Source organism: Flavobacterium sediminis (assembly GCF_003148385.1).
Lineage (GTDB): Bacteria > Bacteroidota > Bacteroidia > Flavobacteriales > Flavobacteriaceae > Flavobacterium > Flavobacterium sediminis.
The window spans coordinates 3,191,462-3,213,035 of the sequence record NZ_CP029463.1; the positions used below are offsets into that span (position 1 = coordinate 3,191,462).

Consider the following 21,574-nt stretch of genomic DNA (forward strand, 5'->3'; position numbering starts at 1 on the left):
CATGAATTTATTTGATCTTTCAGGAAAAAATGCCATGATTACCGGTGGAACACACGGGCTAGGTATGGCAATAGCAGAAGCTTTGGCGCAAGCAGGAGCTCAGTTGATAATTACAGGTACTACTCCAAGTAAAATGGAAGATGCTATCGCGTATTATCAGTCTAAAGGATATCAGGCAAAAGGTTATCTTTTTGATGTAACCAATGAAGAAGATGCTGCGAGAAATGTAGAGTTGATTTCTAACGAAATTGGAAATATCGATATTTTGGTCAACAACGCCGGAATCATCATGAGAGAACCTGCAATTTCTATGGCAGTTAGTGATTTTAGAAAAGTGGTTGATGTTGATTTAGTCGGACCTTTTATTATGGCTCAATTGGTTGCTAGACAAATGATTGAACGTCGTGAAGGTAAGATTATCAATATTTGTTCGATGATGAGTGAATTGGGTAGAAACACCGTTTCGGCTTATGCTGCGGCAAAAGGCGGATTGAAAATGTTGACGAGAAATTTAGCAACAGAATGGGCGAAATACAATATTCAGGTTAACGGAATCGGTCCGGGATATTTTGCGACTTCACAAACAGCGCCTATTCGCGTAGACGGACATCCTTTTAACGAATTTATCATCAATAGAACACCGGCTGCCCGTTGGGGTGATCCCGAAGATTTAGCAGGAACGGCAATTTTCTTGGCTTCTAAGGCAAGCAATTTTGTGAACGGTCAAATTGTATATGTCGATGGTGGAATCTTAGCGACCATTGGTAAACCTTCAAACGAACAATAAAACATGAAAACCAATTTTATACACGATAATTTCCTTTTGGAAAACCAATATGCTGAAGAATTATTTCATAATTACAGCAAAAATCTTCCTATTATTGATTACCACAACCATTTATCGCCAAAGTTTATTGCGGAAGATAAAGTGTTCAACTCCATAACAGATGTCTGGATTAATGGAGATCACTACAAATGGAGAGCGATGAGAACCTTTGGTGTAAACGAAAAGTTTATTACCGGCGATGCTTCCGATAAAGACAAGTTTTTACAATGGGGAAAAACGGTTCCTTACACGATGCGTAATCCGTTGTTTCATTGGACACATTTAGAATTGGCTCGTTATTTTGACGAATTCGAATTGTTGAACGAAAAATCAGCAGAGCGAATATTTGAAGAAACATCAGCTAAAGTAAATTCATCGGACTATTCGTGTCAAAATTTATTGAAAAAAGCGAATGCAGAAGTAGTGTGTACTACGGAAGATCCGACGGATGATTTAGCGTATCATAAACAAATACATAAAAGTGATTTTTCTGTTAAGGTAAGTACTTCATTTAGACCTGATAAAGCGATCTTAATTCAACAAGAAGGTTATAATGATTATATTAATTTGTTAGGCGAAGTTTCTGGTGTAGAAATCAGTACTTTTGACGGTCTATGTGAAGCGCTATTAAAACGTATTCAATACTTCAACGAAAATGGTTGTAAACTTTCGGATCATGGTTTAGAAAACATCTTTTTCGAACCTTTTACGCAACAAGAAGTAAACGCTATTTTCGCAAAAAAGAGAAATAATGAAGTAGTTTCTAACGAAGAAGCTTTAAAATTTCAAAGTGCTATTTTATTATTCTTGTGCGAAACGTATCATACGTACGGTTGGATCCAACAGTTTCACTTAGGCGCTTTGCGTAACAACAATGCCAGAATGCACCGCATTTTAGGACCAGATACCGGTTGGGATTCTATCGGAGATTTTTCTCAAGCACAAAAATTGTCTGCTTTCTTAGATGCTTTGGATACAAAAGATAAATTGACTAAAACTATTTTATACAACTTAAATCCTGCTGATAACGAAGTTTTAGCGACTATGATCGGGAATTTCAATGATGGAAGCGTAAAAGGAAAAGTTCAGTTTGGATCGGGTTGGTGGTTTTTAGATCAAAAAGACGGAATGACCAAACAGTTAAACGCGTTGTCAAACATGAGTTTATTAAGTTGTTTTGTAGGAATGTTGACCGATTCTAGAAGTTTCTTGTCTTTTCCACGTCATGAGTATTTCCGTCGTGTGTTGTGTAACTTAATTGGTGACGAAATCAAAAGAGGAGAATTGCCAAATGATATGGAATTCATCGGAAAAATAGTTTCTGACATCAGTTATTACAACGCAAAAGAATATTTTAATTTTTAAGATTTACTATTTTTATGAATTTAAGCCATCTTTTAAAAGAACACTCAGATACTTGTTGGGAAGTTGTTTCCGAATCAATAGAAAAAAAGGTTGTAGGATATTGCGAAAACCTGACTTTACTAATGATTCGTTACAAAAAAGGAGGTATTGAATTAGGTAAAGAAACAAACCAAACTAAAGTTGCATTTGTGAGCGAAGGAACTTTTGAGATTAAAATGAAAGGAACTAAAAAAATCTTGCAAAAAGGAGATTCATTCTTGGTTCCTTCGTATTTAACGCATGAAGTAAAGTGCATTGACGACGGCGTTCTAGTAAACGTATGTTCTCATAATGCTCATTTAGACACTTTAGATAATTATTAATACACGAATAAAAATGAATAAAGTTGTTGCATTTGGCGAAATTATGTTACGCCTTTCAACGGAAAGACATTTGCGATTTGGACAATCTCAATCGTTTGTAGCTACTTATGGCGGCGGAGAGTTCAATGTTGCTGTTTCATTGGCTAATTACGGCGTTGAAGCGGAATTTGTTACTCGAATTCCCGATAACGAAATTGGTCATTGTGCCCTGAGAGAAATGCAAAAAATGAATGTAGGTTCTAAAAATGTTTTGTTAGGTGGCGATAGATTAGGCGTTTATTTTTTAGAAACAGGTGCCGGAAATCGCGGAAGTAACGTAGTTTATGACAGAGCTAATAGCGCCATTGCAACCGTTGAAAAAGGTGCTTTCGATTGGGAGAAAATTTTCGAAGGCAAAACTTGGTTTCATTGGAGCGGAATTACAGCAGCTATTTCTCAAAATGCAGCCGATGAATGTTTAAGAGCTATCCGAATTGCGCATAAATTAGGGTTGACGATTTCTTGCGATTTGAATTATCGTTCAAAATTGTGGAAATATGGCAAGGAACCAAAAGATGTAATGCCTGAAATGTTGAAATATTGCCATGTTATTTTAGGTGATATCGATACGGCTTATTTCATGTTAGGATTGGATAAAGTAGCTCCGGATTATACAAATGAAGTTTCACTTCCTTCTTTATACGGGAAATTACAAGAATTTTGCCCCGATTTAAAGATTGCAGCAACAACGTTACGCTATTCTGTTAGTGCATCACATCAACGTATTGGGGGTGTTTTATTTGACGGAAACAAGATATTTACTTCAGTGGTAAGAGAAGTGCATCCGGTTGTCGATAGAGTAGGAACTGGCGATGCTTTTATGGGCGGATTGTTATACAGTTTAATCAGTCAACCGAATGATTTGCAACGCGCTCTAAATTTTGCCGTAGCTGCTTGTTGTTTGAAACATACTATTGTGGGCGACTATAATTTAGCAACCTTACAAGAAGTAGAAAATAGTATCGGAGGAAACGCTTCAGGATTAGTATCAAGATAAGAAAAGTACAAAAATGAATAAAGTTCAAAAAGTATCAGAAGCAATCGTGAAACAAGGAGTTCTTCCTTTGTATTTCAACGCTGATGAAAATGTAACTATAGAAATATTACGAGCTATTTATCGCGGAGGTATCAGGGCTGTAGAATATACAAATAGAGGAGATGAGGCTTTTACCAATTTTACCAAAATGATCGAAGTACGAAACGCTGAAATGCCTGATATGTTATTGGGAATAGGTACGATTAAAAACATTGACCAAGCCAAACAATATTTCAACGCAGGCGCTGATTTCTTTATCAGTCCTGGATTTGTACCGGAAGTAGCAGCGTTTTTGATTAGCAATAACGTTCTGTACAGTCCGGGATGTATGACACCAACGGATATTATTGCTGCTGAAAATGCAGGAGTAACCTTCATTAAATTGTTCCCGGGAAATGTTTTAGGTCCGGGATTTATGAGCGCTATTAAAGATGTTTTTCCAAAATTGTTGTTCATGCCTACAGGTGGTGTGGATACCACTCAAGAAAGCATTGAAAGTTGGTTTAACGCTGGTGTTTCGGCAGTAGGAATGGGAAGCAAATTAATTAGTAAAAAATTAATGAAAGATAAAGACTATAATACCATTGAGGTGGAAACCCAAAAAGTACTGGCTTTAGTCGAGTCAATCAAACGAAAATAAATACAAAAATAAATAAAACTTCAATTCTATTTTTTAGGATTGGCTACCAAAAACAAATAAAATATGAGTAATTCAACTCCGAAACGGGCAACAAATTTTAGATGGGTCATTTGCGGTCTTTTGTTTGTTGCAACAACGATAAATTATTTAGACCGACAAGTACTTTCGCTAACTTGGAAAGATTTTATTGCACCGGAATTTCATTGGACAAACAACGATTACGGAAACATCACTGCATTATTCTCAATATTTTATGCGGTTTCCTTATTGTTTGCCGGACGTTTTGTCGATTTTATGGATACCAAAAAAGGTTTCCTTTGGTCAATCGGAGTTTGGTCAGTCGGAGCTTGCTTACACGCTTTTGCCGGTATCGCTACTTCAGGTTACATTACAGGTCATTGGTTTGTTGGTTTTGAAGGAGCAAAAGAAATGATCAAAACAGTTAATGATACTGGTTTAGTGATTTCAGTGAGCGTTACGTTATTCATTTTTGCACGTTTTGTTTTAGCCTTGGGTGAGGCCGGAAATTTTCCGGCAGCTATTAAAACAACAGCCGAATATTTTCCTAAAAAAGACAGAGCTTTTTCAACCAGTATTTTCAATGCAGGAGCAACAGTCGGAGCCTTAGCTGCACCGGTTACTATTCCTTTTATCGCTGAAGCCTACGGTTGGGAAATGTCCTTTATCGTTATCGGAGCATTAGGCTTCATTTGGATGGGATTCTGGGTTTTCCTATATGAAAAACCGGAAAAGAACCCAAGAGTTTGTGCATCAGAATTAGAATATATCCAACAAGATGCAATTGAAGACAGTAAAATTGAAGGTTATGTGCCGGAAACTACCACTAAAGTTTCTTTAGCAGCTTGTTTTAAATACAAACAAACATGGGCATTTGCTTTCGGTAAATTTATGACCGATGGCGTTTGGTGGTTCTTCTTATTCTGGACACCGGCCTATTTAAGTTCAGTGTACAACATGGATTCTACGCAAGCAGCCTTTCCATTATTTGTTTTATACATGATTACATTGGTTTCAATTCTTGGAGGTTGGTTACCAACGTATTTTGTTGAGAAAAAAGGAATGAATCCGTATGAAGGCCGAATGAAAGCGATGTTAATTTTTGCATTTTTTCCATTGTTAGCCTTAGTGGCGCAACCCTTAGGACATTTTACCTATTGGATTCCGGTAATCATTATCGGAATTGCTGGAGCAGCACATCAAGCTTGGTCAGCAAATATTTTTACAACTGTTGGCGATATGTTTCCTAAAAAAGCCATTGCTACAGTGACAGGAATTGGTGGATTAGCCGGCGGATTAGGTTCAACATTAATCAACAAAGGTTCAGGAGTATTGTTTGATTTTAGCGAAAATACCAACATGTCATTTATGGGGTTCCACGGTATTGAAGCCGGATATTTTATTATTTTCTCTATTTGTGCTGTTTGTTACTTAATTGGTTGGACAGTCATGAAAACTTTGGTTCCGAAATACAGTCCGATATCGGATTTATAAAAAATAATTTAAACTATGAAAAGACTAAATAGAAAAAATACAGGGTTAACAGAATTGTTACCTGTTAAGGTGGTACAATTCGGTGAAGGAAACTTTTTGAGAGCATTCGTAGATTATGCTTTTCAGCAGTTGAATAAAACCGTAGATTTTAATGCGGGTGTTGCAGTGGTTCAGCCATTAGCTAATGGTTTAGTTCCCATGTTAAACGATCAGGACGGTTTGTATACGTTATTTTTAAACGGAGTTAAAAAAGGAGAAAAAATTCAAGATATTGAGTTGGTTTCCAATATTGTAAAAGGAATCAATCCGTATAGCAATTTTGAAGAGTATTTAAAATTGGCACATGAAGAGTCGCTTGAATTCATCATTTCTAATACAACAGAAGCAGGTATCGAATTCATCGAGACAGATACTGCAGATATGGCTCCGCCACAATCTTTTCCAGCGAAATTAACGGTGTTGTTGTTAGAGCGTTTCAAACATTTTAAGGGAGATGCTTCAAAAGGTTTGACGATCATTCCATGTGAGTTAATCAATTATAATTCAGATACTTTAAAAGAAATTATCTTGAAATATATTGCGTTATGGAATTTAGGGCAAGAATTCGAAAATTGGATTTTAAACGCTTGTACGTTCCATAATACTTTGGTAGACCGAATTGTTCCGGGATATCCAAAAGATGACATCGAAAATTACAACAATAAGTTAGATTATCAAGACAATTTAATTGTTACGGCTGAACCTTTCTTTTTGTGGGTAATCGAAGGCGATGACAAATTGAAAGAGAAATTACCGTTCCATAAAACTAATTTGGATGTAAAAATTGTAGCAGACATGCAACCGTACAGAACGCGTAAAGTTCGTATTTTGAACGGAGCGCACACCGCAATGGTCCCATTTTCATTGATGTATGGTAATGAAACAGTAAGAGAAACAATTGAAAATCCGTTTACGTTTCAGTTTGTGAACACTTTAATGTTTGACGAAATAAACGAAACTTTAGACATGGATAGAGCAGAACTAGAAAGCTTTACCAATGAAGTTTTGGATCGTTTCAGAAATCCATTCATCAAACACTTGCTGTCTGACATCGCTTTAAATACGATTTCGAAGTTTAAAGTTCGTGTGTTACCAAGTCTTTTACAATATCAAGCGAAGTTTGGAAAATTGCCATTGAACTTAACGTTTGCTTTTGCTTGTATGATTCGTTTTTACAAAGGCGAATGGAAGAATGGAAAATTACCCATTAAAGATAATGCAGAAGTTGTTGCATTTTTTGAACAGTTTTGGCAAGAAAATAGTAATGGTAAGCCATTGACCGTTATATTGAAAAATGAAGAATTTTGGGATCAAGATTTAACTAAAGTAGAAGGTTTACAAACAGCTTTAGAATTTGTATTGGATCAAATTGAGGCCAATGGTTTAGAACAAGCCTATCAAAATTTTATAAACGAATATAAAGCATAACACCATGAGCGAGTTGAAGAAAGTATTGAAAGTACATCCTGCCGATAATGTATTGGTAGTGTTACTTGATTTGAATGCAGGAGATCAGGTAGTTTTTGAAGGAGAAGAAGTTCAGTTAAAAACAGATGCCAAAGCAAAACATAAAATTGCCTTAGTCGATTTTAACGAAGGCGATAGTATTATTATGTATGGCGTTTTGATTGGAAAAGCTTCTCAAAAAATTGAAAAAGGAGCAGTTTTAACAACAGCTAATGTAAAACACCAAAGCCAAAAAGTGAAAGAAAAAGAATTTTTTCCTAATTGGTTAGCGCCAGATGTTTCAAAATGGCAAGATAAAACGTTCATGGGGTATCATCGCCCTGACGGTCAGGTGGGAACTAAAAACGTGTGGTTGTTTTTTCCATTGGTTTTTTGCGAAAACAAAAATATTGAGCGTTTAAAAGAAGTATTTGAAAAAGAACTTCTAGCACCAAAAACAGACCAATACCAGTTATTGTTACGTTCTTTGGTAAACGGAAATGAAGAAGTAGAACAATCGCATAAAAAGCAATCGGTTTTTGAGAATATTGAAGTAAAATTCATCATGCACCAAGGCGGCTGTGGTGGAATTCGTCAGGATTCTGAAAGTTTAGCACGTTTATTAGCGGGCTATGTGAACAATCCGAATGTTGCCGGAGCAACCGTTTTAAGTTTGGGTTGCCAAAATCTTCAGATTTCAATCTTCAAAAAAGCATTGGAAGAAATCAATCCGAATAGCAGCAAAGAAGTACTGATTTATGAGCAACAACAAATGGGAACCGTTGATAATATGTTGCAAACCATTATCAAAGATTCGTATGAAGCGATCAAGAGAGCCAATGATATTCAGCGGCAACCAGCGCCGCTTTCTAAGTTGAAAGTTGGTTTAGAATGTGGTGGTTCTGATGGTTTTTCGGGTATTTCAGCTAATCCGGTTTTAGGTCATGTTTCTGATCTATTGGTGGCTTTAGGCGGAACGAGCATTCTTTCTGAATTTCCGGAATTATGTGGAGTAGAGCAGGAGTTGGTTAACCGTTGTGTAGACGAACAAAAAGCGGATAAGTTCTTGAAATTGATGAAAGATTTCGAAAATTCAGTGGTTGCAGCAGGTTCAGGTTTCGATATGAATCCGTCACCGGGAAATATTAAAGATGGTTTAATTACTGATGCTATGAAATCAGCTGGTGCGGCTAAAAAAGGCGGAACTTCACCAGTAGTTGACGTTTTAGATTATGGGGAATATGTAACTCAAAACGGATTAAACTTGTTGTGTACGCCAGGAAATGACGTGGAAAGTACAACGGCAATGGTGGGTTCAGGAGCTAATTTAGTATTGTTTACTACTGGTTTAGGAACACCAACAGGAAACCCCATTGCACCGGTTGTTAAAGTTTCTTCGAATTCGGTTTTAGCCAATAAAATGAATGATATTATTGATATTGATACCGGTTCGGTTATCAGTGGCCAACAAACAATTGATGAAGCAGGAGAGGTTTTACTGGATTACATTATTGACGTTGCCAGTGGTAAAACACTATCCAAAGCCGATTTATTACAGCAAGATGATTTTATTCCTTGGAAACGAGGAGTTTCTCTCTAAATAATGTTATGGTTAGTTTTTAAGGCACTTTTTCGTATGAAAAAGTGCCTTATTTACTTTTTAGAAGATTTTCGTATGATTAATTCCGGATCAAGAACAACTTTTTTCTCAATTCTTGTCTTTGAATTATTATTGATTTGTTCCAAAAATACCTTAGCCGTGTGTTTTCCCATTTCTAAAGGGAATTGATCGATTGTAGTAATGGGTAATTCCATAAATCTGGTAAAAGGTTCATTACTAAACCCTACAACAGAAAAGTTTTCCGGAATTCTGATATTTAGTTTTCGTAATTCTTTAATAGCACCTAAGGCTGCGAAATCACTGGAAGAAAAGACTGCATGAGGAGGATTTTCTAAATTTAATAACTTGAGAATGTTACTTTTTCCGGCCTCTATCGAACTTTTAGTCGGAATTACATAATCTTCAATGTAATCGATTCCATTGTCCAATAAAGCTTGTTTGTAACCAAGGAAACGATCTTTGAAAATTTCAATATTCAGATCTCCGGAAAAGTGAGCGATCTTAGAACAACCTGTTTGTATTAGGTGGTCTGTGGCTTTATAGCCTGCTTCAAAGTCATTGATAGTCACAGAACTAACTTTTTTTATATTTTTAGTTCTATCAAAAAATATTAAAGGAACTTCCTTTTTTAAAACTCTGTCAAATATCGTGATATCACTACTTGATGTCGAAATTAATATTCCGTCTACCTGAGAATTTAAGAGAGCTTCAATATTCGAGGCTTCTTTTTCTTCTAAACCATCAGTCTGACAAATGATTACGTGATATCCATGAGGATTTAGTTCCTCTTCGATCCCTCTTATAACCGAACCGAAGAAATTACTATCAATTCTAGGAACAATAACACCTACATTATTACTTTTTCCGCTTTTAAGAGCTAAAGCTAGCTTGTTTTGTTCGTAATTCATTTTAGAAGCAGTCTTCAAAACGAGTTCTCTGGTAGCTTGACTAATGTTTGGATTGTTATTTAATGCTCTTGAAACAGTTGCTGCAGTGATATTTAATTCTTTAGCAATATCATAAATAGTAACTTTTTTTTTCATTCTAAGTCTGTAAATATTAGCAAATGTAACAAAACCTTTCATTATGTAATTAATTTACATGAATAAAAAAGAGTGTAAAATCAAACTTATTGCGAATAATTAAATTTTTTATATTTTTTTTTATTTATACAAAAAAAAACTTGCGTATAAATTTTGCTTTACATATTTTTGGTAATCGATTACATAATTTAATATTTGTTTATGAAGAAAAATAAGATTTTGGTTTTTGTAATTGCTTGCGGACTTTTATTCGGCGCTTGTAATCAGTCCGAAAAAGAATCTGCAGAGCCTAAAGTTGCAGAAACACAAACTAAAGAATCAGAGCCTTGGGGAGCCATTTATGATAGTCTGGTTAATCTTAAGGAACCTGTTTTTAAACAAGAAAGATTTGATATTACAAAATACGGAGCTGTTGCAGATGGAAAGACAATGTGTACAAATGCCTTTAGGGAAGCGATTAAGGCAGCAGTAGCTAACGGAGGAGGAATGGTAATTGTACCGGTTGGTAAATTTTTGACAGGTTCGATTCATCTTGAAAGTAATATATGTCTGCATTTGGAAGAAGGAGCTGAAATTCTCTTCAGCAAAAATGCAAATGATTTTTTACCCTTAGTTACTACATCGTTTGAGGGATTAGAATTAATGAATTATTCACCGTTTATATATGCTTACAATAAAAAGAATATTGCAATTACCGGTAAAGGCATCTTAAACGGTCAAGCAAATGAAACCAATTGGTGGCCTTGGAAAGGAAGTACTTCAGAAGGGTTTGCTTACGGTTATAAAGAAGGACAACCTTCTCAAAAAGATAGTTTGAACCTACCTGCATTAATGAAAATGGCTGATGACAATGTACCGGTACAGGAAAGAATTTTTGGAAAAGGACATTTTCTCAGACCTAATTTTATTGAGCCATCTTCTTGTGAGAATGTGTTAATAAAAGATGTAAAGATCATTAATGCTCCTTTTTGGGTTATACATCCTTTAAAATGTAATAAAGTTATAGTAGATGGAGTAACAATTGAAAGTCATGGACCTAACAATGATGGTTGTGATCCAGAGTATTCAAAAAATGTAGTCATCAAAAATTGTGTATTCAATACCGGAGATGATTGTATTGCAATTAAGGCAGGGAGAGACAATGAAGGTCGCAGAACAGCTATACCTAGTGAAAATATTCTGGTCAAAGATTGTAAAATGATCGATGGACACGGAGGAGTAGTTATCGGAAGTGAAATGTCAGCAGGAGTTAAAAATATTTTTGTTGAAGATTGTGAAATGGACAGTCCTAATTTAGAGCGTGTTATCCGAATTAAAACAAATACGCGCAGAGGAGGAGTGGTTGACGGAGTGTATGTCAGGAATTTGAATGTGGGAACAGTTAAAGAATCGGTTTTGAAGATCAATATGCGTTATGCGATTTATGGAAATCAAACTGGTGATTTTATTCCGGAAATCAGAAATATAGTCTTGGAAAATGTAAAAGTAAATGACGGCGGTAAATATGCCATTATGGCTTTGGGACATGAAAAATCCCCAATTGAAAATGTAACGTTCAACAACGTCACAATAGAGAAAGTACAGGAAGGCTATTTACTTGAAAATATAGAAAATTTAAACCTTATAAATACAAAAATAAATAGATAAGAATAACTAACAACCTAACTAAAAACGATGATAAAATTATGAAAATTAAGCAAACATTTTCAGGTAGATTTAAGTATATTTTATTTCTATCATTATTCTTCAGTTTATTGAGTTTACAAAAGAGCAATGCTCAGGAAACCACTATATCCGGTACTGTTCTCGATGCAACCGATAAATTGCCATTACCCGGAGTGACCGTATTAGAAAAAGGAACCAGCAATGGCCAGGCAGCCGATTTCGACGGAAACTTTACAATTAAAGTAAATAACCCCAAAGCTATATTACTGGTAAGTTATGTGGGTTATAAATCACAGGAAATTGCATTAGACGGTAGAACAAGCCTAACGATTGAACTGGAAGCTGAGATCAGTACTTTACAGGAAGTAGTGATGGTAGGTTATGGTTCCGTCAAAAAATCTGATTTAACAGGAACTGTAAACACTTTGGATTCAAAAGAAATTACAAAAAGAAACACAACCAGTGTTCTGGAAGGTATTCAGGGTAATGTGCCCGGGGTTCAAATTTCATCAGCTTCTGGTAGATTAGGGGATGGATATAATATTGTGATTAGAGGAACAAATTCGTTATCGGGAAGTAGTACTCCGTTATATATTGTAGATGGAGCTCCGGTAGATGATATAAGCTTTTTAAATCCTCGTGATATTGAACGTATGGATATCTTAAAAGATGCATCATCAGCTGCTATCTATGGTTCCAGAGGAGCGAGCGGTGTAATTTTAATTACTACGAAAAGCGGTGCATCGGCTAAAGCCGGAATCAATGTTAATTTTGAAACATCTGCCGGTGTAAAAGATGTAGCCCGTTTACCTGAAATGATGGACGGAAGCAAATGGTGGTATTATCATCAATCAGCTTATTTGTATACAACCAATGGAGCTGATTATATGAATACTACCCCTCAACAATTAGCAAGTTCAGTAGTAGGGAGTAATAACCCGGTGTTATTACAAAGAGTAAATAATAATGATACTTTTGACTGGTATGATGCCGTTTTGCAAAGCGGAATTCAAAAGAATAACTACTTGAATATTACAGGTAGAGCTGATAACGGAATGTCTTATAACCTTGGTATCGGACTTCAAAATGAGACAGGTAACATGATTAATGAGTCTCTGGATAAGTATACATTAAAAGCAGGTCTTAATCATAAAATAAATAAAAAGTTCTCAACCGGTGTCAATTTAACAATTGCAAGGACAGATGCACAATTGGGGAGTGATGTAGCCATGCGTGATGCTTTCCGTTTAAACCCTTTCTTATCGCCTTGGGCCATTGATGAAAACGGAAATGAAATTGTAGGAGAATATGTTACGACTCCCGGTAAATTATATTATCCTAACGGTACTACAAAAGCTATTGACAAAACCAGTACCTATAATCCATTATTAACAATAGCTAATACATCTAATGAAGTAAAAAGATGGAAAGTAATTGGGAATGTATTTTTTGAGTACAAACCAATTGAATGGTTAACCTTAAAAACAGCTTATTCCGGAAATTACAACACATACAGACAAGGTAAATATGCCGGGGCATTGTCAGATACAGGAGCAAGCAATGGGAATTTAGCCTCTTCATCTATAACAAACAGAGATAATTACAATTATACATGGGATAATCAGTTTACGATTAATAAAACATTAAACGAGGTACACTCTTTTACGTTCTTAGGATTACAGAGTTTATATGAAACAGTAACAGAAACCTCTTTTTTAAGTTCAAGATACCAACCATTTGATACAGGTTATAATAATGTCGGTACAGGTCTTCAATCTACTTATGATGTTGATTCCTATTATTCTAAAGTAAGTTTAAGTTCTTACGCTATGCGTTTAAATTATGCGTTTAAAGATCGTTATTTATTGACAGCTTCTAATCGTTGGGATGGATCTTCTGTATTGTCAAAAGGAAATAAATGGGAATCTTTTCCTTCATTAGCTGTTGCTTGGAAAATTAATGAAGAATCATTCTTAAAAGACAGTAAAATAGTTAACACTTTGAAAGCCAGAGTGAGCTATGGTTACACTGGAAACAACAATGTACAGCCTTATACAACTTTAAATTCATTAACTTCTCAAAGTTATTATAATTATGGGAACTCAGATGTAAATGGCTGGTATCCTTCAACCTTAGCAAACAAAGATTTAACTTGGGAAAAAACCAGAGAGTTTAACGTTGGTGTAGATTACGGGTTCTTTAATAATAGAGTTTCAGGGTCAGTGGATGTGTATGATAGATTGTCTAAGAATTTAATTTTTGAACAACAGCTTCCTTTAGAATCAGGTTGGGCTTCAACTTTTTCTAACGTAGGTTCAGCAAGTAATAAAGGAGTTGAAGTATTATTAACTACTAAAAATATTAAGACCGATAAAGTAACATGGCAAACAACTTTTGCTTTCACTAAAAATGTGAATAAATTAGTTTCATTATACGGGCAATCAGAAGCTGATGATGTAGGGAATAATTTGTTTATCGGTGAAAATATCCATTCTTATTATAATTACGTATTCGATGGAATTTGGCAACCGGATCAAGCAGCTGAAGCAGCTTCTTACGGACAAACTCCGGGACAGGCCAGAGTGAAAGATTTGAATGGCGACGGACAGATTACAGGTGACGATAGAGCTATTTTAGGAAATTCTGATCCGAAATGGTCAGGAAGTGTAAACTCAACACTTACAGTAGGTAATTTTGATTTTTCATTTTCAATTATTACAAACCAAGGGGTATTAGCTTATAGTGAATTCCACGAAAACTTTACTAATATGGCTGACCGTGGACGACAAAAGTTAAATATTGCCGATTGGTATATTCCTGAAAATACAGCTGGTGTACCGGCACAATACTCCAATACATATCCGCAACCTAGAAACGAGGGAACCTATTGGAATTCAGCCGGAAATAGTTTAGGAGAAAAAATGGGATATTACAGAGATGCTTCTTTTGTTAAAGTTAAAAACATTTCTGTAGGATATAATTTTGATTCGAACTTAATGTCAAAATTAAAAATGAAAAATATGAGAATTTATGCTAATATTTTAAATCCATTCGTATTTACAGATTATGAAGGATATGATCCTGAGTGGGCAGCAGCACCATTTAATACAGCTCGTGTAAGTTCTGTTACATATCAATTAGGTTTAAGTGTTAATTTTTAATTTTAGAAAATCATGAAAAAGATTATATACGGTTTATTGGCACTATCTTTATTCTCATGTGCTGATTTTATTGAAGAGGATAATAAAAGTAGTGTTGATGCAGAAACATTTTATTTAACTCCTGAAGGATTTCAGAGTTTGATTGATGCTAATTATTCGCAACTTCGCGAAATTTACGGAAATGATGCTTTCGTATTTTGTGCAGGAACGGATCTATATGCAGTCGGGTCAGGTAGAGGTACGGAACCTGATGGCTTATCTCGTTATTTACAATTAAATCCTTCATCAGACGGAGGAATAGAAGAATTATATGCCAGCTGTTACCAAGCCATTCAAAGAGCAAATACAGCCTTGTATTATTCAGAAATAACAGAGCAAACAGCTAATGTTTCTACCTTAGTAGGAGAAGTAAAATATTTAAGAGCTAATGCTTACTTTTTGTTGGTACAATCGTTTGGAGGAGTAGGGATCGTGGATGAATTTATTCAAAGTCCAACATTAAGTTTTGATAGAAATTCAGCAGAGGAAGTTTATGCAAAAATTATTTCAGACTTGGAAGATGCCTTGGATTTAGTTTCTGACGGATCTTATGTAGGGAAAGTAAATAAAAGAGCAGTACAACATTTATTAGCGAAAGTGTATTTAACCAGAGCTTATGAAAGTTTCGGACAGGCTTCTGATTTTGCTACGGCAGCTTCTTATGCAGAAGATGCTATTGCCGGTCAATCTTTATCAATCTCTTTTGCAGATTTATGGGAACCGGGTAACGAGATGAATGCCGAAACAATATTTTCAGTACAGTTTTCATCAGGTTCTATTGCTACTGATCCTACAAATTTAGGGCACAAACAAGCCAATTGGTTCAGTTCGTATCTGGGTGGTCCGGATGTAGCTGGAGATGCTCCTTGGAGAAGTTACAATTTATTAGCAACAGATTTTGCTTTAGGCTTGTATACACAAGATGACGAGCGTTATGAAGCTACTTTTATGACTGAAGTTTTTACAAGATATTATGCCGCTTATGACGGAGATAACGGTACTGCTCCGGCAGGGCAAAAAAGCCATTATTATGTTCCGCAATGGGCTACTCAGGCAGATATTGACGCTTATACGTTAGCAAACCCTACAGCACAAATTCACTTATGGGGACGTATGGAGCAGGTGTGGTAAGTAGTGATTACCAAACTATTCCTGCCAGAAAGTTTGATGATCCTACTGCATTGTATGCAAGCAATAAAAGAGTTAGTACCAGAGATATTATTTTATCTCGCTTAGGGGAAACCTATTTAATTGCTGCCGAAGCTTACCTGAACACGAATCCGGCTCTTGGTTTACAAAAATTAAATGATGTAAGAGCGAGAGCAGGTTTAACCACTCCGTTGGCTTCTTATGATATTGATACGATCTTAGATGAAAGAGCTCGTGAATTGTTTGGAGAATACCACAGATGGTTTGATCTGAAAAGAACCGGAAAATTAGTTGAAAGAGCAGCTGCTTATAACTACCTTATTGAAACAAGTTATTTTAATGGGGCTAACGGAGAGTTGAAAATTTTAAGACCGATACCGCAATCGGCTATTGATTTGAACCAGAATAATGATTTCCCGCAGAATCCTGCATATCAATAATTTTGAGTTAAGTTTTTTTAATAAGCTTGGTCTTTTTCAGACCAAGCTTATTTTAATTTTAAAAGATGAATTACACATTTCACCTTTTCTTTTGTTTGGTCATGATTAATTCGTTTGCTTTTCAGAAAACGAACGATCAAGATCTGTATACCGTTCAGAGCGAATGGCAAAAAAGAATTAAGGAATTTCCTGAAATCACTATTGTTAAAGCAAAAGATAAAGTTGAAAATGTAACAGAAAAAGAAATAGTTTACCAAATGATCAATGGCATTGAAACTAAAATGGATATGTATCAGTTTCAGTCCGAAGAAAATAAACCCGCTGTCATTTTAATTCATGGAGGCGGATGGAAATATGGTGATAAAAAATTAGTAAAACCATTAGCCCAACAAATTGCAAAAGCAGGTTACCAATGTTTTGCTGTAGCCTACAGAAAGTCTGGTGAAGCAATTTATCCGGCAGGAGTCAACGATGTCCTAAACGCTGTTCAGTTTATTCGAGAGCATTCGAATATGCTTAAGGTTGATACTTTAAACATAGCAATTTTAGGTTGTTCTTCCGGCGGACAAATGGCGGCATTATTAGGAACAAAATATAGTGACCGTTTTAAGGCAATTGTGGATATCGATGGCGTTTTGGCTTTTCATCACCCAGAATCTAAAGAAGGCGCAATGGCTGCCGAATGGCTAGGTGGAACGTATGAGAAAGTTCCAGAAGTATGGGAAGAAGCCTCTGCCTTAAATTATATAAGTGAAGCGAAGTTACCCATGTTGTTTATCAATAGTCAGTACGAACGCTTTCATGCCGGAAGAGACGAAATGATTGAACAATTAAATAAGAAAAAAATCTATTCTGAAATTGTTACAGTTAAGGATAGTCCGCATACATTTTGGTTATTTCATCCTTGGTTTGATGAAATAATTCCCCGAATTTTAAATTTTTTAAACAACCAATTAAATTAATTTCAATGAAAAAGAGACAATTACTAATATTAAGCTCCTGCTTAACTCTACTTTTTAGTTGTAATCAAAAAAAGGAAGTAAAAGAAGAAACTACAGCAACAGAAACTACTGAAGTTACTCAACCAAAAACCTATGCTGAAATTTCAGTAAAAGAAGGTGGAAAATGGAACGATCGTAAGTACGAAGGCGGAACTTTCGTCAATAAAGATTCTATAAATCTTCCAGCTGAACATACCGATCACTCTTGGTATATTCGTTATGAAGGTCCAGGTTGGGAAAGTAATAAAATAGGATACCGTTTGTATTTAGACTGGAGAAATGCAATCGATATTTACGGTAAGAAAACAGATAGTATTGTTTTACCACAAGTAGGACAAGATGGTTTCGAATCGTATCATCACATGAGCGACTGGGGAATGGATATTCTTAAAGTAAAAAAAGGTTTAGGAATTGGTTCTATTGGTCGTTGGGTAGATAAAGAAGTCTTGCATTTTAACAACGTAGAAGCAACAACGGCAAAAGTTGAAAATAATGAGAATAATTCTGTTATTCACGTTAATTACAAAGGTTGGGAAACGGCTGGTAAAAAAACAGATTTATCAAGTACGTTGACTATTTTTCCGGATGATAGATATACTAAACATACTATCCAAACATCGGAAGCTTTAGAAGGTATTTGTACAGGAATTGTAAAACTAGAAAATACCACAAAACACGTAAAAACAAGTACTACTAAAAAATGGGCTTATATGGCAACGTATGGTGTTCAAACTTTGGTTCCTGATCATCTTGGGATGGCTATTTTTTATCCTATAGATGCTGTGGCTAAAACTTTTGATTGGGAACAAGATCATTTAATTGAATTTAAACCAACAACGGAAGCAATTTCGTTTTATTTCTTAGGTGCTTGGGAAAAAGAGAAAGACGGGATCAAAACAGAAGCTGATTTTATTGCTTACTTAGATCAATTATTAGAAAGATTAGATAAAGAAAATACATTAGATAAATAATGAAAAATAAAGTATTTGCTTTATTCTTTGTAGCTGTAGCTTTAATTAGTTGTAAGAAAGAAGAGAAAGCACCAGAAACGGAAAAAACGCCTTTAGTGGTTTCTGATACCTTGAAATGGTCAGAACGTTTGGCAAAAACCTTAATACATCAGTATCCGGAAGCTTATCAAATTGATGATAGAACATCTCCTAAATGGGATTATGTTCATGGTTTGATAATGACCTCTTTCGAAAAATTATACCAAAAAACACATAAAAAAGAGTATTTTGATTATGTAAAAGGATATGCCGATGCAACAATTAATGAAGATGGAAGTATTGTTGGTTACCAAATGGAAAAATACAACATTGACATGATTGAAGCCGGAAATAGCTTATTCTTTTTGTATAACCAAACGAAAGACGAACGTTATTTAAAAGCGATGCAATTGCTACGCGAACAGCTTAAAAATCATCCGCGAACAACGGAAGGCGGTTTTTGGCATAAAAAAGTATATCCGAATCAAATGTGGTTAGACGGTTTATTTATGGGTTCTCCGTTTTATGCACAATATACCGCAACTTTTGAGGAAGGTGCCGCTTTAGATGATGTTGCCAAACAATTTGAATTAATTCAGAAACATTTACTTGATCCAAAAACCAATTTGTTATACCACGGTTGGGACGAAAGTAAAGAAATGGAATGGGCGAACAAAGAAACGGGAACTTCTCCTAATTTCTGGTCGCGTTCTTTAGGTTGGTACGCAATGGCTTTGGTTGATGCTTTAGATTATTTCCCTGAAAATCATCCGAAAAGAGCTGAACTAGTGCACTATTTGAATCAATTGGCAGAAGCTTTGGTAAAATTTCAAGATAAAACCGGACTTTGGTATCAAGTTACTGATCAAGGAGATAGAGAAGGAAATTATCTAGAAGGTTCGGGAAGTTCTATGTTTGCTTATGCTTTGGCAAAAGGTGCAAACAAAGGCTATTTACCAAGTATTTACAAAGATGCCGCTAATAAAGCTTTTGACGGATTAATCAACAATTTGGTTAAAGTAAGTCCGGAAGGTTATGTAACCATTACACAAGTTTGTGCTGTTGCTGGTTTAGGCGGAAAAGAAAAACGTGATGGTTCTTACGAATATTACATCAACGAAAAGAAAAAAGATAACGACCCTAAAGCAACAGGTCCATTCATTATGGCTGCTTTAGAACTGAATAAATAATTGAATTTTGAAAAAAATCAGTCTTTTTATATTGACATTTTTCACTTTATGGCTGAGTGCGCAAACACAAAGTATGAAGTGGAAAAATGTCATTTTTAAAAGTGAATCCGCTTGGTTTGGAACGAAAGAAGCTTCTGAAATTGCAGATCAAGTGGTTTTATACCAAAGAAATAGTGGCGGTTGGCTCAAAAATATCGAAATGCATCATGCCTTGACTAATGATGATAAAAAGGAATTGGAACAACTAAAAACGGAAGCCAAAGGTTCTACTATTGATAATGGAGCTACCACTCAGGAATTGATTTTTTTACACAAAGTATATGCTCATTTTCCGAAGGAAAGCTATAAAAAAGCCATCATTTCGGGGTTAAATTATTTGTTGGAAGCCCAATATGGAAACGGAGGTTGGCCTCAATTTTATCCGTTACAAAAAGGCTATTACACGCATATAACGTACAATGATGACGCTATGGTGAATGTGTTGAAGTTTCTTCAAGATATTTTAAATTACAAAGATCAATATGCTTTTCTAACGGAAACTCATTTTCAAAACATACAAACGGCTTTCGATAAGGGAATCAACTGTATTTTGGCCACGCAGTACAAACAAAACGGACTTTTAACGGCTTGGTGTGCACAACATGACGAAAATACGTTGGAACCCGCAAAAGCTCGTGCTTACGAATTACCATCGTTAAGTGGATACGAATCGGCTAATATTGTTTTGCTTTTAATGAGTTTAGAAAATCCTTCTTACGAAGTAATTAATGCGGTGAATCATGCGGTATATTGGTTTCAAAATACCCAATTGCCAAAAACTAAATTTGAAGCTGTTTACGCAGAAGACGGATCGTTAAAAGACAAAATTATAGTGCAAACCAAAGAAGTAAATCCTATTTGGGCGCGCTTTATGGATTTGCAAACCAATGCACCTTTTTTCTGTGGTAGAGATGGTGTTAAAAAAGATTCCTTATCCCAAATTGATTGGGAAAGAAGAACAGGTTATGCTTGGTATACCAATCTTCCAGAAAAGGTTTTAGTAAAATATGATAATTGGTTAAAAAACAAAGTTTTAAACGCAAAAGAAAAAGGTAAAAACCAATTTCAAAAAGTAGTCGCTCAAGATGGATCAGGAGATTATAAAAGTATTCAGGATGCCATTGATGATTCGCCTTCATTTCCGTATGAGCGAGTGACTATTTTGATTAAAAATGGTGTGTACAAAGAGAAAATTAAAGTGTATGAATGGAATTCGAACATCACTTTGGTAGGGGAAAGTCGTGAACAAACGATTATTTATTTTGACGATTATTTCGATAAGATCAATTTAGGTCGAAACAGCACTTTTCATTCATATACGATGTTAGTTGAAGCAGACGATACAGTGCTAAAAAACTTGACAATTGCTAATACTTCAGGGGAAGTTGGTCAAGCCATTGCTTTATCAGTTACTTCAAATCGCGTAAAAGTTGTGAATTGCAATCTTTTGGGCAACCAAGATACACTATATGCTTCAGGTAACGGAAATCAATTGTATTCAAATTGTTATATTGAAGGTACTACCGATTTTATTTTTGGAAACGCAACCGCTTTATTTGAAAACTGTGAAATTCACAGTAAAAGCAACTCGTTTGTAACAGCTGCTTCAACGGATAAAGACGCAAAATTTGGGTTTGTTTTCCAAAATTGTAAACTTACAGCCAACGAAAATTTGCATAAAGTATATTTGGGAAGACCTTGGCGCATTTACGCTAAAACGGTTTTTATGAATTGTACTTTGGGTAGTCACATTTTATCGGAAGGTTGGAACAATTGGTCAAAACCTGATGCAGAAAAGGAGTCTTTTTATGCGGAATATCAAAATTCTGGACCAGGAAGCGATTTGAAAAATAGAGTAGAGTGGGCGCACCAATTATCAGCTAAAGAAGCAAAAAAATATACGAAAGAAACGATATTTTCGGAATCAAAAAGTATCAATAAACCTTGGTTTCAAATAGATTAAAAGAATAGA

General features: G+C 35.3%; 17 protein-coding genes. 16 read left to right on the forward strand and 1 reads right to left on the reverse strand.

All coding sequences use genetic code 11. The features are described 5' to 3' along the window. Nucleotide 1: 1 nt before the first annotated feature. The 8 genes from DI487_RS14805 to DI487_RS14840 all read left to right on the forward strand — a co-directional run bounded on the left by DI487_RS14805 (nt 2) and on the right by DI487_RS14840 (nt 8,865). Nucleotides 2-787 carry a gluconate 5-dehydrogenase gene (locus DI487_RS14805; RefSeq protein WP_109570335.1) on the forward strand — a complete coding sequence of 262 codons (786 nt, stop codon included), beginning with the start codon at nt 2-4 and terminating at the stop codon, nt 785-787. A 3-nt stretch (nt 788-790) separates the two neighbouring features. Next, nucleotides 791-2,191 (forward strand): glucuronate isomerase, encoded by a 1,401-nt coding sequence (gene uxaC, locus DI487_RS14810; protein WP_109570336.1) that lies wholly within the window; start codon nt 791-793, stop codon nt 2,189-2,191. A gap of 14 nt (nt 2,192-2,205) precedes the next feature. Next, nucleotides 2,206-2,553 (forward strand): cupin domain-containing protein, encoded by a 348-nt coding sequence (locus tag DI487_RS14815; protein WP_109570337.1) that lies wholly within the window; start codon nt 2,206-2,208, stop codon nt 2,551-2,553. Nucleotides 2,554-2,566: 13 nt separating this feature from the next. Then, entirely contained in the window at nt 2,567-3,589 is a 1,023-nt protein-coding gene (locus tag DI487_RS14820) for a sugar kinase (RefSeq protein WP_109570338.1), read from the forward strand. 13 nt (nt 3,590-3,602) lie between these two features. Beyond that, complete coding sequence (locus tag DI487_RS14825; RefSeq protein ID WP_109570339.1) at nt 3,603-4,268, forward strand: beta/alpha barrel domain-containing protein; 666 nt, start codon at nt 3,603-3,605, stop codon at nt 4,266-4,268. 63 nt (nt 4,269-4,331) lie between these two features. Beyond that, nucleotides 4,332-5,780 carry an MFS transporter gene (locus DI487_RS14830; RefSeq protein ID WP_109570340.1) on the forward strand — a complete coding sequence of 483 codons (1,449 nt, stop codon included), beginning with the start codon at nt 4,332-4,334 and terminating at the stop codon, nt 5,778-5,780. Nucleotides 5,781-5,795: 15 nt separating this feature from the next. Beyond that, nucleotides 5,796-7,247, forward strand: coding sequence for a tagaturonate reductase (locus DI487_RS14835; protein ID WP_109570341.1), 1,452 nt, complete (start codon nt 5,796-5,798; stop codon nt 7,245-7,247). Nucleotides 7,248-7,251: 4 nt separating this feature from the next. Further along, the gene (locus DI487_RS14840; RefSeq protein ID WP_109570342.1) at nt 7,252-8,865 is read left to right on the forward strand and encodes a UxaA family hydrolase; all 1,614 of its coding nucleotides are present in this window, start codon (nt 7,252-7,254) and stop codon (nt 8,863-8,865) included. A gap of 53 nt (nt 8,866-8,918) precedes the next feature. Here the strand turns inward: DI487_RS14840 and DI487_RS14845 are convergent, their stop codons facing one another. Then, on the reverse strand, nt 8,919-9,929 hold the full coding sequence (locus DI487_RS14845) for a LacI family DNA-binding transcriptional regulator (protein WP_109570701.1): 1,011 nt from the start codon (nt 9,927-9,929) through the stop codon (nt 8,919-8,921). Nucleotides 9,930-10,130: 201 nt separating this feature from the next. Here DI487_RS14845 and DI487_RS14850 point away from each other — a divergent pair, with 201 nt between their 5' ends. The 8 genes from DI487_RS14850 to pelA all read left to right on the forward strand — a co-directional run bounded on the left by DI487_RS14850 (nt 10,131) and on the right by pelA (nt 21,565). Continuing rightward, nucleotides 10,131-11,576, forward strand: a complete 1,446-nt coding sequence (locus DI487_RS14850) for a glycoside hydrolase family 28 protein (RefSeq protein WP_109570343.1) — start codon at nt 10,131-10,133, stop codon at nt 11,574-11,576. A gap of 38 nt (nt 11,577-11,614) precedes the next feature. After that, complete coding sequence (locus DI487_RS14855; protein WP_109570344.1) at nt 11,615-14,755, forward strand: SusC/RagA family TonB-linked outer membrane protein; 3,141 nt, start codon at nt 11,615-11,617, stop codon at nt 14,753-14,755. Nucleotides 14,756-14,767: 12 nt separating this feature from the next. Beyond that, complete coding sequence (locus tag DI487_RS14860) at nt 14,768-15,925, forward strand: RagB/SusD family nutrient uptake outer membrane protein (protein WP_245896436.1); 1,158 nt, start codon at nt 14,768-14,770, stop codon at nt 15,923-15,925. After that, nucleotides 15,898-16,383: a RagB/SusD family nutrient uptake outer membrane protein gene (locus DI487_RS16405; RefSeq protein WP_245896438.1), complete on the forward strand. Its 486-nt coding sequence runs from the start codon at nt 15,898-15,900 to the stop codon at nt 16,381-16,383. The genes DI487_RS14860 and DI487_RS16405 overlap by 28 nt, the downstream gene beginning before the upstream one ends. Nucleotides 16,384-16,448: 65 nt before the next feature. Next, nucleotides 16,449-17,345 (forward strand): alpha/beta hydrolase, encoded by an 897-nt coding sequence (locus DI487_RS14865; protein WP_109570345.1) that lies wholly within the window; start codon nt 16,449-16,451, stop codon nt 17,343-17,345. A gap of 5 nt (nt 17,346-17,350) precedes the next feature. Further along, the gene (locus DI487_RS14870; RefSeq protein ID WP_109570346.1) at nt 17,351-18,355 is read left to right on the forward strand and encodes a DUF4861 family protein; all 1,005 of its coding nucleotides are present in this window, start codon (nt 17,351-17,353) and stop codon (nt 18,353-18,355) included. After that, on the forward strand, nt 18,355-19,563 hold the full coding sequence (locus DI487_RS14875) for a glycoside hydrolase family 88/105 protein (protein ID WP_109570347.1): 1,209 nt from the start codon (nt 18,355-18,357) through the stop codon (nt 19,561-19,563). Before DI487_RS14870 ends, DI487_RS14875 begins: the two co-directional genes overlap by 1 nt. Before the next feature lie 73 nt (nt 19,564-19,636). Further along, nucleotides 19,637-21,565: a pectate lyase gene (pelA, locus tag DI487_RS14880; protein ID WP_179948683.1), complete on the forward strand. Its 1,929-nt coding sequence runs from the start codon at nt 19,637-19,639 to the stop codon at nt 21,563-21,565. Nucleotides 21,566-21,574: the final 9 nt, after the last annotated feature.